This is a genomic window from Sutcliffiella cohnii (assembly GCF_002250055.1).
In the GTDB taxonomy this organism is placed as follows: Bacteria; Bacillota; Bacilli; order Bacillales; family Bacillaceae_I; genus Sutcliffiella; species Sutcliffiella cohnii.
This window is the reverse complement of the sequence record NZ_CP018866.1, coordinates 3388720-3404029: the sequence shown is the minus strand read 5'-3', so window position 1 is coordinate 3404029 and position 15310 is coordinate 3388720. Positions and strand designations below refer to the sequence as shown.

Genomic DNA, 15310 nt, shown 5'->3' with positions numbered 1-15310 from the left:
AAACGCTTTCATTATTGATTCAAATGGAATATGCTATAAAGAGAGGGGATAGGAGGGTTATATATGAAAAAAGAGCAAAAGTTTGAAACGAAAATAATTCATGACGGATATAGTAGTAAAGATTTTCATGGAAGTTTAGTACCGCCTATTTATCAAACATCAACTTTTTCATTTGAAACGGCAGAACAAGGGGAACGTCGATTTCGAGGAGAAGAGGATGGATATATTTATACAAGACTAGGTAATCCTACCGTAAAAATGTTAGAAGACAGAATTGCTTCTTTAGAAAATGCAGAGGCTGGTCTTGCATTCGGTTCAGGAATGGCGGCTGTGTCTGCAGTCTTAATTAGTTTAACAAAAAGTAATGATCACATTTTATGCTCACAAGGGGTTTACGGTTGTACTTTTGGTTTATTGCAAATGATGCAAGAAAAGTATGGAATATCTCATAGTTTTTCCATGATGCAAACCAGGGAACAAATAGAAGAGGCAATTAAACCGGAAACAGCTTGTATATATGTGGAAACCCCGATAAATCCTACGATGTTGCTAATTGATTTGCAACTAGTTGTTGAAATTGCGAAAGAAAGAAATATACCTGTCGTTGTTGATAATACGTTTAGCTCACCGTATCTTCAAAATCCTATCGACTTTGGTTGTGATATTGTCGTTCATAGTGCGACAAAATATATTGGAGGACATGGAGATGTTATTGCTGGTTTAATCGTTGGAAAAGCAGACACAATTAAAAATATAGCTATGACAACTTTAAAAGATATTGGTGGTGTGTTGTCACCGTTTGATGCGTGGCTCTTAATTAGAGGATTAAAAACATTACCTGTTCGAATGGATCGCCATTGTGATAATGCTGAAAAAATAGTGGACGAATTAAAGAAGCATTCAAAAATAGAATCAATTTATTACCCAGGAGATGAAGAAAGCCCTGCTTTTGATGTGATGAAAAAGCAAATGAGAAGGGGTGGTGGACTCATTTCATTTAAAATTAAAGGTAATAAAGAGGAAGCTCAAAAATTACTAAACGAGTTACAATTAATAAAAATAGCAGTTAGTTTAGGCGATGCGGAAACGTTAATACAGCACCCAGCGACAATGACTCATGCAGTTGTACCAAAAGAGAGTCGAGAGCAAATGGGTATAACCGATAATTTAATTCGATTATCTGTTGGTTTAGAATCTTGGGAAGATATATGGAATGACTTAAATCAAGCATTAAATCAAATATAACGAGAACGGCGCCTTTTATACAAAGGCGCCAAATTCTTATTTAATTTCTGCAAGAATTACTTCTACAAATTTTTCTAAATACAGCTGATCTACTTTATCAAATCTGCCTTTAATTGGACTATCAATGTCTAATACTCCGATTACTTTTCCGTTTTTTACCATAGGTACTACTATTTCAGACTGACTAGCAGCGTCACAAGCAATGTGGCCAGGGAATTGATGAACATCCTCTACTAATTGTGTCTCTTTTGTAGATGCAGCCGTACCACAAACTCCTCTTCCGAACGGGATCCGTACACATGCAGGTAAACCGTTAAAAGGTCCTAACACAAGCATGTTTTCTTCATCCGTTAAATAAAACCCGACCCAATTTATTTCTTTTAAAAACACATTTAGTAAAGCAGAGGCATTTGCTAGATTAGCAATCATATTTGGTTCGTCAGCAATCAATGCTTTTAATTGTTTTATAACTAATTCGTAATTTTCTTCACGCGTACCATTGTAATGTTCGACTTGAAACATCATAATCCCCTCACTTTTTTAATAGAAAATAAAGAAAAACATCAAATTATCAAGAAAACAGATAAACTTTGTCGACATTTATTAAAAGGATAAACGGAACTCTCATAGAAATCAACTAATAGAACTGAAAACTATTAAAGTAGAAAGGAGAATTGTATGGAAAATATAACGAAGCAAAAAATTATCGATTCTGCGATTACGTTATTTAATACAAAAGGGTATTCAGGAACGTCCGTTAGAGAAATATCAAAAATGGCAAAAACAAATGTCTCCAATATCTCCTATTACTTTATGAATAAAGCGGGACTTCAAGAATATTTAATTACTTCATTTTTTGATAGTTATTTAAATGTTTTAGAGGAAGGTTACCAACAATTAAAAACGATGGCTCCGAAAGAATGTATGGTGATGACGGTTAAGCTACTCATGCAATATCATAAAGAACATCGACATTTAGCACGATTCGTTTATCGAGAAATTACGTTAGACACTGTCTTAGTAAGAGAAGTAATGTCTACGTATTTAACGAAAGAAAAATTTTATTGGAAGGCATTTTTAGAGGAAGGAAAAAGACAGAAGGAATTGCAAGCAATTTCTATTCCGATGACGATTGTCCATTTGAAAAGTATGATAAGTATGCCTTTTTTACAAGCGCAATATTTAGCTGAAGTATGGCATTATATGCCTTACGAACAGAATGCGATGGAGCAATATAATAAAATGATAATAGAATGGCTAGAGCAATCTGTATTTGCATCACCATCCTATCATCAGCCATTAGCACTTTAGTTTTCTATAAGTAAGTTAGAATTAATAAATTCATACCCTTGCATCAAATCCTTAGCACTATGGGCGTCAGACCCATATATGAGAGGGATTTTTCTTTTTGCAGCTTCTGTTGCAATGCTAAGTGGTGGATACGTTTCACCGCATAACGGTTTAACGATACCAGCTCCATTATAATCAAGTGAGTACTTTTTCTGTACAATTAAATCTAATATTGTATTCGAGTAGCTCGATAACTCAAAAGGAGCTGGATACTTCTTTTTAAACTTTTCAACAAGTGTTATATGTCCAATCCTAGTAGGTTTATAAGGGCCTAAATCAGAAAGAATGGATTTTTTTAACGTATCAAAATACTTATCATAAACAAAACGAATATTTCCATATTGTTGAATGATAGTGTGAAAGTTATCTTCACTATAATCTATACAATAATAGTTATTTTCTTTTTTTATAAAATGAACAGATAATATACTATCATCGAGCAATAGCCCATATTCATCTAAAAAAGCTCGTGTTTCATGTTCGAATCCCTCGATATAATCAATTTCTAATCCGACGTTAACCTTTATATCACGTTTATATTTTTCCTTTATCAGTTGGACATCTTTTAAATATTGTGGTAAATCACTCCAACTCATGGCGCTATCTTTTAAAGGAGTAGGGTCTATGAAGCCTTGTGGTAATGGAGCATGTTCAGTAAAAGAAATTTCTCTAAGATTGTGTTTCTTTGCATTATGAACATAAGCTTCTAACGTATCAGTCGACCCGTGCGGACAGTATGGAGAATGGACGTGTTGATCTCTCATTTATATAAAACCCCCTAATCAGCAATTTAATGTAAAAAAATTAAAATAATTGCTCAAAAATTGTCGTTTACATGGTATCATAATTACAATGAATACATATAAGATATAGACTTTGTTTACATATAAATTAGTTTAATATAAATCTATCGTTTTTTGAATGAGGATTAGTAGGTAAAAGGGGACTAAGTATGGAAATAATCATTGGTATTTTAACTATCGCAATCATCTTTGTTACATTCAGTTATTTTTCCAGAAAAAAGATATACAAAGAGATAGACCGGCTAGAAGAGTGGAAAATGGATATTACAAATAAACCGGTTACAGAAGAGTTATCACGTGTAAAACATTTAAACATGACTGGTCAAACAGAAGAGCTTTTCGAAAACTGGAGAAATAAATGGGATGATATTTTAACAAGACAGCTCCCTGATATTGAAGAATTACTATTTGATACAGAAGAATGTACGGATAAATATAAATTCAAAAGAGCAAACCAAACATTACATTTTATTGATGAGAAACTAGAAGAAATAGAAGAGCAAATAAAACAAATTTATTCAGAGCTACAAGAATTAATTGGAAGCCAAACAAAAAGTGTCGAAAAGTTTGCTATTATGGATGAAAAGTATAAAGAATTTAAAAAACAACTGTTAACACAACGCCATCAATACGGCTTATCGATCCAAACTTTAGAAAAAGAGTTAGAATCCCTTGTTGAGAAGTTTCAAGCTTATGAAGAAGCTACAGAAAATGGGAACTATTTAGAGGCGAGAGATATTGTTGCGAGGCTAGAAGAGGACTTTACAGAAATACAATATAAAATCGAGGAAATTCCTAACTTACTCATTGATTGTCAGTCAGTGATACCTAGTCAACTAGCAGAAATTCAAAGTGGTTCAGAAGAAATGCTAGGGGAAGGTTATGTACTAGACCATCTAGAACTAGATAAGGGAGTTAGCGGTCTGGAAGAGAAAGTAAAAGAATTGCTAACTCTATTAAAAGAAGCAAAAGTAAAAGAAGTGACTGAAGTTATAACAGGAGTTAAAGAAGAGCTAGAAGGATTGTATGACAAAATGGAGCAAGAAGTGCTAGCTAAACATTTTATCATGAAGGAAATGGAACCTACAAAAGAAGAGCTTGACATCCTTATGAATGAAGCGGCAGCGACAAAAGAGGAGACAGAAGTTGTTCAAGAAAGCTATCAATTACAAGATGAAGACATTGCAACTCAAAAAAGTCTAGACAAAAGTATTCAAACTCTTTACGATCGTTACGTTACATTAACAAACCAGCTTGATGAACAATCACTAGCATATACAATTTTAAAAGAAGAGCTTGAAGATATATTAGAGCAGATTATTTCGTTAAAGGAATTGTCTAGCCAACATACAACAAAGCTACAAGCTTTAAGAAAAGATGAATTAATAGCTAGAGATCAATTGTACCAACTTAGGAAGCTACTTCTAAACGCGAAACGATCAATTGAGAAAAGTAACATTCCTGGATTACCACAGCAATATGTAGAGCAGCTTACAACTTCACATTTGCAACTAAAAGCAGTAAGTGAACAATTAGAAGCGAAACCTTTAAACATGGTTGCGGTGAATCTTGTATTACGTGAAGCGGTAGAAATGATTGAAAGTTGTTCCGTAAGTATAAATGAGTTGTTGGAACAGGCCGCATTATCAGAGAAGTTAATTCAATACGGTAATAGATATAGAAGTAAAAATTTAGAAGTGCATACAAAATTGTTAGATGCAGAGCAACATTTCCGAAATTATGAGTATGCTAACGCTTTAGAAATTGCTGGTACAACATTGGAAAAAGTAGAACCTGGAATTTTAAGAAGTTTAGATGCTGTGGAACCGGAAAGTAAGAACGAATAAAAACGACTAATGAAAAAACTCTATTGGGCAAAAAGCCTAATAGAGTTTTTTTCTAGACAAAATATAACCAATTAATGCTCCAATTATAGCAGGAAAGAGCCAGCCGACTCCTTCTTCAAATAAAGGTAAGAAGGATAGGATTGCATTTATGGTAGGAAGATGAATTCCCGCAGTAGTTAGACCGTCAACAATACTTATGCAAGCAGTAAAGATCAGCGAAAAAATATAAACAGTAGATGGGTTATTTAAACGTAAAAATGACAAAACAATTAAAACAATTGCTAGCGGATAAATAGTAATGAGAACTGGCAATGAAATAGAAATAAGTAAATCAAGACCAACGTTGGCCACAGCCATACTAAAAAGACTAAAGATCGCTACGAATGCTTTATAGGAAATGGTTGGGAACGTTTTTTCGAAAAATTTACTACATGCAGAAATTAATCCTACAGAAGTAGTTAAGCACGCAAAAGTAATCGCTAATCCTAAAATGAGAGCACCGAATGAACCAAATAAATAATTAGCGGAACGAGATAAAATAACGCCACCGTTAGAAGCTTCTCCTATCGCTTGTAAACTTGTTGCCCCAAGGAAAGCGAGTGAAGCGTATACGATTGTTAAACCTATAGCTGCAATAATTCCAGCTTTCATACATAGAGTGGCAATCGTTTTTTTATCAGTAATTCCTCGGTCCCGAATGGAAGAAATAATAACAATTCCGAACACAAGTGCAGCAATAGTATCCATTGTTAAATAACCTTCAATAAAGCCTGTGAAAAATGGATTAGTTGCATACGTTTCAGTTGGTGTACCAATCGTTCCCATCGGAGTTAAAATACTTTTAAATACAAGGATTCCTATGACAACTAATAATATCGGGGTTAATATTTTTCCGATGCGACTTACTAATTTTGTTGGATTTAAAGCTAAATAATAAGAAATACTAAAAAAGATTAGTGTATATATTAATAATGCAAGGGCATTATTTCCATCAGGTAAAAAAGGAACTGCACCAATTTCAAATGCGACTGTGCCAGTTCGTGGTATTCCAAAAAATGGCCCAATAGCTAAGTACATAATCATTGTGAAAATGATGCCAAAAGTAGGGTTTACCCGATTGGCAAGAACTTGTAAGTCCCCTCCAGAAAATGCAATCGCTAGTACCCCTAATAAAGGTAATCCCACACCTGTAATTAAAAAACCAATAACTGCAATCCAAATATTTGTTCCAGCAGACTGACCTAATAGAGGTGGGAATATCAAATTACCTGCTCCTAAAAATAATGCAAAGAGCATGAGGCCAAGGATAAAAACATCCTTTTTCGAAAATTGATTATTGCTCATCGTTGTCCCCCTAAGATGTATAATAAAATGTATCCGTTTACATATTACCATAGAAGTGAAGAAATTTGTCGAAAAATTATTCTTTTTCTTTTAATTAGTATGTAATCTTTGTATTATTATTTAATACTTAAGAAAAGGATTATTCTTTCTAAACACTAATGAATCTTTTCTTTCATCATTAGTGTAAATATGTTAGTATTAATAGTTGCGAAAAAGCTTGAAAACTGGGGGTTTTGCATTGATATATTTAGATAATAGTGCAACAACAAAACCTTATGAAGAAGTACTTCAATCATATATAAAAGTAGCAGATGATTACTTTAGTAACCCTTCCTCTCTACATCGCTTCGGAGGAGATGCTGAAAAATTGTTACAGCAAGCTAGAGAATCAGTTGCGAAACTGTTAAATGTTCATTCTAAAGAGATTATTTTTACGTCCGGTGGTACCGAAGGAAATAATATCGCCATTAAAGGTACAGCCTTAAGAAATGAGCAACGTGGTAGACACATTGTTACAACAGAAATTGAGCATCCATCTGTAAGTGAAGCGTGCCAGCAGCTAGAACAATTAGGATTTGAAATTACGTATTTACCTGTGACAGAAGATGGACTTGTTTCGCTTGATGTGTTAAAAGAAAGTTTGCGTCCCGACACGATTTTAGTTTCTATTATTCATGTGAATAATGAAACTGGAGTAGTTCAACCTGTTGAAGAAATAGGTAAAATAATAAAAGCACATTCCTCGGCTATATACCATGTCGACCATGTACAAGGGATTACGAAAGTACCGCTGAATTTTAAAAATAGTTATATTGATTTGTGTACAATGTCTGCACATAAGTTCCACGGCTTAAAAGGAAATGGGATTTTATATATAAAACAAGGCACTAAACTATCACCTTTGTTTGGCGGGGGGAATCAAGAATTAACGTTACGATCAGGCACTGAAAATGTAGCAGGTATCGTTTCAATGGCTAAAGCATTAAGGTTGTCACTTGAAAAGTTTAAACTTGAAAGTAATAAGTTAATGGAAATAAAAACATATTTAATAAACAATTTGCTAACTGTTCCAGATGTTATTGTAAATACACCTACAAAATCAGCACCGCATATTGTGAACTTCTCTGTTCCAGGCATTAAAGCAGAAGTGCTAATTCATTCGTTAGGAAAAGAAAATATTTTTGTTTCTACAACATCAGCCTGTTCATCAAAAAGAAAGGCCCCTAGTAAAACATTAATTGCGATGGGAAAGCCAAAGGAAGAGGCAGAAACAGCATTACGGGTTAGCTTATCTTACAGCAATACAATGGAAGAAGCGAAGCTGTTTTTAGAAGTTTTAACGAAATCAATCAAACAAATTCAACAAGTAACGAGGTTATAACATGACATATGATCACATTTTGATTCGCTTTGGTGAGTTATCAACAAAAGGGAGAAATAGAAATTTATTTATAAGAACATTAAGTAGCCATATAAAGCAAGCTTTAAAAGAATTCCCGAGTATACAATTACAAAAAACTCGTGATCGTATTTTTATCGTATTAAATGGCGAACCACATGACGCTATAATAGAAAAAGTTAAAAAAATATTTGGGATACAATCTTTTAGTATAGCGATGAAGGTGAAAACCGATGTACAAGCTATGAAGGATGGTGCACTAGCTGCTATAAAAGATATGGATTATGAAGGGAAAACTTTTAAAGTCTCTGTAAAACGTTCTTATAAACAATTTGAATTAGAAACAAATGAGTTAAACTATGCAATTGGTTCACATGTGTTAGTCAATACAGATAATTTAACGGTTGATGTGAAAAATCCAGATATTAATATGAGGGTTGAAGTAAGACAAGACGCTACTTATATTACGAGCAAAGATATCCCTGGAGCAGGCGGACTTCCTGTTGGTACTAGTGGTAGAGGAATGCTAATGTTATCAGGTGGAATTGATAGTCCGGTAGCAGGATACTTTGCGATGAAGCGTGGAGTAGAACTACATGCAGTTCACTTCTTTAGTCCACCATATACTAGTGAGCGGGCGAAACAAAAAGTAATTGATTTGGTTAAAAAGTTAACACAATACGGTTCCACTATTAAGTTGCATATTGTTCCATTTACTGAAATACAAGTTGCCATTCAGAAACAAGTTCCAAGTAATTATACGATGACTTCGACTCGACGTTTTATGTTAAAAATTACCGATGAACTAAGAAGAAAAGAGCAAGGTTTAGCAATTATTACAGGTGAAAGTTTAGGGCAAGTTGCAAGTCAAACGTTAGAGAGTATGTTTGCTATTAATGATGTCACATCCACGCCGATAATCAGACCGTTAATTACGATGGATAAAACAGAAATTACTGCAATTGCTCGCAAAATAGATACGTATGACATTTCTAAACGCCCATTTGAGGATTGCTGTACTATTTTTACACCTGCAGCACCAAAAACAAAACCAAAATTAGAGAAAGTTTCGTATTATGAAAGCTTCTTTGAAAACATGGAACAGTACATTCAAGAAGCTGTTGCGAAAACCGAGACGATAACAATTACATCAGATTCGTTGGAAGCGGACGATGCCTTGTCAGACTTGTTTTAATTCACGTTCATGAATTTTAAGTAAAAATTGTAATCAATTACCACTGAATTGTTGGAATGATGCCATGTGTTTTTACACATTCTATACTCACAAGGAGGTGATAACACATGGCAAACAACAACAATTCAAACCAATTATTAGTTCCTGGTGTACAACAAGCTCTTGACCAAATGAAATACGAAATCGCTTCTGAATTCGGTGTTCAACTTGGTCCTGATGCAACTTCTCGCGCTAACGGTTCTGTTGGTGGAGAAATTACAAAACGTTTAGTTCAAATGGCTGAACAACAATTAGGCGGAAGTTCATTCTAATAATAATGGCTATAAGGTGGGGGAAACCCCACCTTTCGTTTCGCTCAAAAATATTTATTAAATGGGGGAACTTTAGAATGAAAGAGCAAAATCAAGTTCATAAGCAACAGCAAAAACAAGGAAGAAAACGTAGAAACGAACCGAAACACGCTAAAATATCTAATGAACAAAAAGGATAATGAATAATCCCTTACCATCACTGCATGTGTGAAAGGTAAGGGGTTTTTTGTTGAGATTTAGTAGAAAAAGGGAAGCGATAATTGATAAAATAAAAAATAAGGCGAATCGAAAAGGTAATGAAAAGGGAGATGGCTATGGGAACTATTTGGTACGGTGGTAAAATTTACACAATGTTAAATGAAGGGGAAACAGTGGAGGCGTTATATGTTGAAAATGGCTTTGTTAAAGATGTTGGTAGTTATAACAATTTAATAAAAAAGTATTCAAGTACAATTGATGAAAAGATAAATCTTCAAGGAGAAGTAATGTTTCCAGGGTTCACAGATAGCCATATGCATTTAATTGGCCATGGTGAAAAATTATTACGATTAGATTTATCGACATTTTTATCGCCAGAAGAACTGTTGAGCGCTTTAAAATATAAAGTGCAAAAAACCTCTCCAAATGATTGGGTATTTGGGGAAGGTTGGAATGAAAACAATTTTACAAATAGAAAAATATTTAATCGAGGCGAGTTGGATGAAATTGCTCCAATAAATCCCATGGTTTTATCAAGAATTTGTCGTCATGCAATATTAGTTAACAGCAAGGCTTTATCGTTAGCGAATATTACAAAAGATACACCAAATCCAGAAGGTGGAGTTATTGTGAAAGATGGAAATGGAGAGCCTACTGGATTATTACTAGATCAAGCGCAAGAATTAGTTAAAAATATAATTCCAAAATCAACCCAAACATATTTATATAAAGCTTTACAAACATCCATTAAAGATTGCTTAAGTAAAGGATTAGTTGGCAGTCATAGTGAGGACTTAGCCTATTATGGGAGCTTTCACGATACATATGAAACGTTTAAACAAGTCATCGAACAAGATGGCCTACATTATCGAGTAAACTTATTAGTCCATCATGAGGTTGTCGATGATATGCAGCAAGAAGGTTATCGATATAAAGAAAGCACTGCTTTTATAACGTTTGGTGCAATGAAAATCTTTGCAGATGGAGCATTAGGTGGCAGAACGGCATTATTGAGTGAACCATATAAGGATGCACCTAAAAGTAGCGGTGTTGCAATCCATTCGAAAGAAGATTTATTTCGTCTAGTAGAAAAGGCAAGAAATTATCATATGCCTATCGCAATTCATACAATTGGCGACTTAGCCTTTGAATATGCGTTAGATGCTATAAGTATGTTTCCTGCGCCTGTTGGTGAAAAGGACCGTTTAATACACGCCCAAATTTTAAGGAAAGAGTTAATTAAACGTGCAAAGTTATTACCAGTTATTTTAGACATTCAACCGAGATTTGTCGCTTCGGATTTTCCTTGGATCTTGGAGAGGCTTGGAGAAGAAAGAATGGAATATAGCTATGCATGGAAAACATTACTACAAGAAGGTTTTATATGTGCTGGTGGTTCAGATGCGCCAATTGAACCTGTCGATCCACTTTTAGGTATATATGCAGCGGTTAGTAGAAAAGCAGAAAATGATCCAACTGGGAAAGTGTATGGGGAACATGAGAAGTTAACGATGTTTGAAGCAATTAGTTTGTTTACAAAAGGAAGCGCTCAAGCTGTTGGAAACGAAAAAGTACAAGGTTTTATTGCCCCAGGTTATTATGCGGATTTTACAGTGTTAGAGGATGACCTTTTTAAAGTAGAGGAGGATCAAATTCCTCACGTGAAAGTGAAAAGAACGGTAGTAAATGGTGAAGTGATGTATGAAGCATAAAAAGGAGCAATTTGCTCCTTTTTGTACTTGTTTTATGGAGAGTTACCGGTAAAGTAATCATGAGTATAATCTGCTTACGTGCAAAAACCTACTTGCATCAATGCCTACTAAATTCTATAAAAATGTTCTTCTAACTTTTTCCCAGAAAGAATTGTCTTTTAATTTAACTGTTTTTATTTTTGTATCACTTAATGAGATTTCTAACTTTTGTACGTTTCTAATTCCTAATGCTTCATTATCTAAGCCGATGACCGGGTAATCGTTTCCATCTTGAACTACTTCCAGTGTTAATTTTCGCTCACCAGATAGGATGAATGGAGAGCCGAGAGTTCGATAGTGGTTGTTATTTAATGATGCAAGCTCACTTACTTGTATACTAGATAGCATAGGATCGACGACAGCACCACGAACTGATTTATTGTAGGCAGTGCTTCCGGTAGGAGTGGATACAATCATACCGTCGCCGCGGAAAGTTTCAAAGTGCAAGTCATCTATAAAAACTTCTACAACAAAAGTTTTAATAATACCAGACCGTACAGTACATTCATTCAAACATTGAAACTTTGTATTACCATCAATCGTAACATTAATAAAAGGATATCTTCTAACTTCAATTTGTTCACTTGTAATTGCTTCTACTATTTTTTCAGTATCATCAATATGGAAATCACAATAAAAGCTTAAAGTTTCTCCTGTGGCAATACCAGCATATAAACAGTCATCTTTAAATCCTGTTTTATGTACTGCTTGGAGGAAGGTTCCGTCTCCTCCTATTGCAACGATAATATTCGCTTTACGATAATCGTTTACGATTGTAAAATCATATTGTTTGGCAAGTTGAAAGATAGATTGGACCTTTTGTTCATACTTTTCTTCTGGTTTATAAAAAAAGTAAACGTTGCGGCGATTTGGCATGTGAATTACCTCCTATTTTTAAACTTATCTTAACTTTAACATAGATGTTATTACCAATTTTGCGAACTTTTTAGTACAATTTTATAATGTGGGTTTATTTGTTTCTTTATGAAAAAAATCAAAAATAAAAGGGGAGGAACGTAAAATGAGTGGAAAACGATGGTTAGCTTTAGGAATTGCAGGATTATTATTTTTTGTATCCATTATTACATCTATGGCAACTTCGAAATCAGAAGGGCTTAGTAATGCGTTAGCTACTGATTTATTTAATACAGAAGAAGTATTTATGGAAAAGGTGTTAGAAAACGGTAATATTAATCGTAAAGTGTTAGTAATGGAACTAAATGGGGTGATACAGGATACTGGAGAATCCTTATTTATGACGTCTGGTTATCAACATCGAAAATTTCTTAAAATGTTAGATCAAGCGAAAGAAGATGATGGAGTAAAAGGTATTATATTAAAAGTAAATACTCCTGGTGGTGGAGTTTATGAGAGTGCTGAAATACATAGGAAATTAGTAGAAATAAAAGAGGAAACAGATAAACCGATATATATTTCGATGGGATCAATGGCTGCTTCAGGAGGGTACTATATATCTGCGCCAGCAGACAAAATTTTTGCAACGCCGGAAACATTAACAGGTTCAATTGGTGTTATTATGCAAGGGATAAACTTTGGAGAGCTTGCAGAGAGATATGGAGTAAAATTTGAAACGATAAAAAGTGGTGAATATAAAGATATTTTATCGCAAACGCGTGATATGACCGAAAGTGAACGGAGCATATTACAAGATATGGTAGATTCCATGTATAGTCGATTCGTTGATGTTATTGTAGACGGAAGAAATATGAGTGAAGCAGAAGTGCGCCAAGTAGCAGATGGACGAATTTATGATGGTGTTCAAGCAAAAGATATAAATTTAGTTGATGAATTAGGGTACTATGACGATGTTCTTGATGCTTTAAAAGATGATTATAAGCTAGGTAATGTCCAAGTTGTCCAATATCAAGAAAATATCGGCTTAGGTTCATTATTTCTAATGAAAACAAGTTCTTTATTCCAGCAAAATGCCGAAATGCAGTTGCTGTCAACACTATTTTCTCAACCTAATGCACCAAGGTTGATGTATTTGTATGCAGAGTAGGAGGGGAATATAGTGAGTGAATTTCAAAAAATAAATGATGACGAAAAGAATGTGCTATTAGAAGAAGAACGACAATTAAATGACGAGAAAAAGGACTTTAGATATGCTGGCTTTTGGATGAGGTTTTGGGCATACAGTTTCGATCTTATCATTATTGCAAGTATCGGTAGAATTATTATTCATCCTATTTTTCAAATGTTAGACATTTCTACTTCAAGTAGTTTTATGTTCTCTCCTTCTTCAATTGCAACAGCGATTATTTGGTATGGATATTTTATCGTTATGACGAAAGTATGGAGTCAAACTCTTGGTAAAATGATATTTGGCCTAAAAGTAATTCCGTTAAAACAAAGTAATTTAAGTTGGGTGTCCGTGTTATTTCGTGAAGGAGTAGGAAGATTTATTATTACGTTCAATTTTTTCACTACTCTTCTATATGCCGTTGTAGCTTTTACCGGGAAAAAACAAGGAATACATGATTTTATTGGCGAAACAACAGTCATACATGAAAGATAAAAGTATAAACCTGCTTCTTTACAGAAGTAGGTTTATTTTTGTTTAACAGGGAAATAATGGACAATGGAAGGGGTGTGTCTTTTATGTGGTGGTGGATTGTTATAGTCCTATTCGTCATACTTATCCTATTTATTTTTTTATTAACCATAACGAAAATAACCGTTAACATATTTTTTCAACACGAACAAGATAATGACCAATTAACGATAAAATTTAGAGCGCTTTTTGGCCTAATACGATATACAGTAGATGTCCCCCTAGTTAAGTTAGAGAAGGATACTGGTTCTGTCGTAGTTCAAGAAAAAACAAAAATGGGAGATGCTCAGCAAAAAAGTAAAGAAAAGAGCTTTTCTCCAAAAGAAATATGGCAAAGTATTGAGGATACGTATCAACTTGTTCGTCATGTTGTTGGAATGCATGAAATAATTAGAAGGTTTATGGCAAAAATAGAAGTAAAGCATTTTGAATGGCATACCAATATTGGGGTTGGAGATGCAGCTTATACAGGTATGTTAGTTGGAACTATTTGGAGTGTTAAAGGTGGCGTAGTGGGCATTATTGGCAACAAGATGATATTACAAACTACTCCGATAATTACGGTAACACCTTATTTCCAACAATTTACTTCTCAAACATTATTAAAGGGTATGATTCGGTTTCGTGTAGGGAATGCTATACTGGCAGGCATAAGAATCGTAAAATACTGGAAGGGCGGCATGCCGAACTTTAAAACACGTCCTTTATCAAAGCTTTCTAAGAAAGAAGAACAACAAACAATGTAAATTAAAGGAGGATCAACATGTCTGAACATCCAATTAAAAGTTTAATGACAACTGCAATGGAAAATCTAAAGGATATGATTGATGTAAATACAATCATTGGAGATCCTGTAGAAACTCCTGATGGAAGTGTTATATTAACTGTTTCTAAAGTAGGATTTGGTTTTGCAGCTGGAGGTAGTGAATTTAAAAGTCAACAAGGGTCTGGACCAGAGAAACAAGATGGAAACAATAGTCAACTTCCTTTTGGTGGAGGTAGTGGTGGTGGTGTTTCTATTACACCTATTGCATTCCTAGTTGTTAGCTCTTCAGGTGTAAGAATGCTTCATTTAGATGAAAATACACATTTATTAGAGAAAATCTTAGATTTAGCACCACAAGCGGTAGAAAAAGTACAACAAATGATGAATAATAACAAGCAAAAAAACCAACAAAACCAGCAACAAAATGGTCAATTTCAACAAAACAATCCTAATCAATTTAAGCCGAAACAGGATTTAGAATTTTAAAAGTTAACTGGATTCCAGTTAACTTTTTCTATGTATAATA

The 15310-nt window shown here is 34.1% G+C and carries 15 protein-coding genes; 11 read left to right on the top strand and 4 right to left on the bottom strand.

All coding sequences use genetic code 11. The annotated features are described in order from the left end of the window. Nucleotides 1-63 precede the first annotated feature (63 nt). Complete coding sequence (gene megL / locus BC6307_RS17050) at nt 64-1245, top strand: methionine gamma-lyase (RefSeq protein ID WP_066413141.1); 1182 nt, start codon at nt 64-66, stop codon at nt 1243-1245. A 36-nt stretch (nt 1246-1281) separates the two neighbouring features. Here megL and BC6307_RS17045 read toward each other — a convergent pair whose 3' ends face one another. After that, the gene (locus BC6307_RS17045; protein WP_066413138.1) at nt 1282-1767 is read right to left on the bottom strand and encodes a GAF domain-containing protein; all 486 of its coding nucleotides are present in this window, start codon (nt 1765-1767) and stop codon (nt 1282-1284) included. A gap of 156 nt (nt 1768-1923) precedes the next feature. Here BC6307_RS17045 and refZ point away from each other — a divergent pair, with 156 nt between their 5' ends. Then, nucleotides 1924-2556 carry a forespore capture DNA-binding protein RefZ gene (gene refZ, locus BC6307_RS17040; protein ID WP_066413136.1) on the top strand — a complete coding sequence of 211 codons (633 nt, stop codon included), beginning with the start codon at nt 1924-1926 and terminating at the stop codon, nt 2554-2556. Here refZ and hisJ read toward each other — a convergent pair. After that, the gene (hisJ, locus tag BC6307_RS17035; protein ID WP_066413134.1) at nt 2553-3359 is read right to left on the bottom strand and encodes a histidinol-phosphatase HisJ; all 807 of its coding nucleotides are present in this window, start codon (nt 3357-3359) and stop codon (nt 2553-2555) included. The two genes, refZ and hisJ, sit on opposite strands and share 4 nt — an antisense overlap. Before the next feature lie 188 nt (nt 3360-3547). Between hisJ and ezrA the strand changes: the two genes are divergently transcribed. After that, the gene (ezrA, locus tag BC6307_RS17030; protein WP_066413132.1) at nt 3548-5245 is read left to right on the top strand and encodes a septation ring formation regulator EzrA; all 1698 of its coding nucleotides are present in this window, start codon (nt 3548-3550) and stop codon (nt 5243-5245) included. A gap of 36 nt (nt 5246-5281) precedes the next feature. Here ezrA and brnQ read toward each other — a convergent pair whose 3' ends face one another. After that, the gene (gene brnQ / locus BC6307_RS17025) at nt 5282-6589 is read right to left on the bottom strand and encodes a branched-chain amino acid transport system II carrier protein (protein WP_066413131.1); all 1308 of its coding nucleotides are present in this window, start codon (nt 6587-6589) and stop codon (nt 5282-5284) included. Nucleotides 6590-6827: 238 nt separating this feature from the next. Here brnQ and BC6307_RS17020 point away from each other — a divergent pair, with 238 nt between their 5' ends. From BC6307_RS17020 to BC6307_RS17005, 4 genes are all read left to right on the top strand, one after another. Continuing rightward, nucleotides 6828-7970 carry a cysteine desulfurase family protein gene (locus BC6307_RS17020; protein ID WP_066413129.1) on the top strand — a complete coding sequence of 381 codons (1143 nt, stop codon included), beginning with the start codon at nt 6828-6830 and terminating at the stop codon, nt 7968-7970. Between the two features lies 1 nt (nt 7971). After that, entirely contained in the window at nt 7972-9183 is a 1212-nt protein-coding gene (gene thiI, locus BC6307_RS17015) for a tRNA uracil 4-sulfurtransferase ThiI (RefSeq protein WP_066413126.1), read from the top strand. A gap of 107 nt (nt 9184-9290) precedes the next feature. Beyond that, nucleotides 9291-9494: an alpha/beta-type small acid-soluble spore protein gene (locus tag BC6307_RS17010; protein WP_066413123.1), complete on the top strand. Its 204-nt coding sequence runs from the start codon at nt 9291-9293 to the stop codon at nt 9492-9494. A gap of 314 nt (nt 9495-9808) precedes the next feature. Beyond that, nucleotides 9809-11404 carry an amidohydrolase gene (locus BC6307_RS17005; protein WP_066413120.1) on the top strand — a complete coding sequence of 532 codons (1596 nt, stop codon included), beginning with the start codon at nt 9809-9811 and terminating at the stop codon, nt 11402-11404. 114 nt (nt 11405-11518) lie between these two features. Here the strand turns inward: BC6307_RS17005 and BC6307_RS17000 are convergent, their stop codons facing one another. Then, nucleotides 11519-12319 (bottom strand): NAD kinase, encoded by an 801-nt coding sequence (locus BC6307_RS17000; RefSeq protein WP_066413117.1) that lies wholly within the window; start codon nt 12317-12319, stop codon nt 11519-11521. A gap of 145 nt (nt 12320-12464) precedes the next feature. Between BC6307_RS17000 and sppA the strand changes: the two genes are divergently transcribed. The 4 genes from sppA to ytfJ all read left to right on the top strand — a co-directional run bounded on the left by sppA (nt 12465) and on the right by ytfJ (nt 15270). Continuing rightward, complete coding sequence (gene sppA, locus BC6307_RS16995; RefSeq protein ID WP_066413115.1) at nt 12465-13466, top strand: signal peptide peptidase SppA; 1002 nt, start codon at nt 12465-12467, stop codon at nt 13464-13466. Nucleotides 13467-13478: 12 nt separating this feature from the next. Then, nucleotides 13479-13982: an RDD family protein gene (locus tag BC6307_RS16990; RefSeq protein ID WP_066413114.1), complete on the top strand. Its 504-nt coding sequence runs from the start codon at nt 13479-13481 to the stop codon at nt 13980-13982. 83 nt (nt 13983-14065) lie between these two features. Continuing rightward, a complete protein-coding gene (locus tag BC6307_RS16985; protein ID WP_235858071.1) occupies nt 14066-14764 on the top strand; it encodes a DUF2953 domain-containing protein in 699 nt (232 codons plus the stop codon). A gap of 17 nt (nt 14765-14781) precedes the next feature. Beyond that, nucleotides 14782-15270, top strand: coding sequence for a GerW family sporulation protein (gene ytfJ, locus BC6307_RS16980; protein WP_066413113.1), 489 nt, complete (start codon nt 14782-14784; stop codon nt 15268-15270). Nucleotides 15271-15310 lie beyond the last annotated feature (40 nt).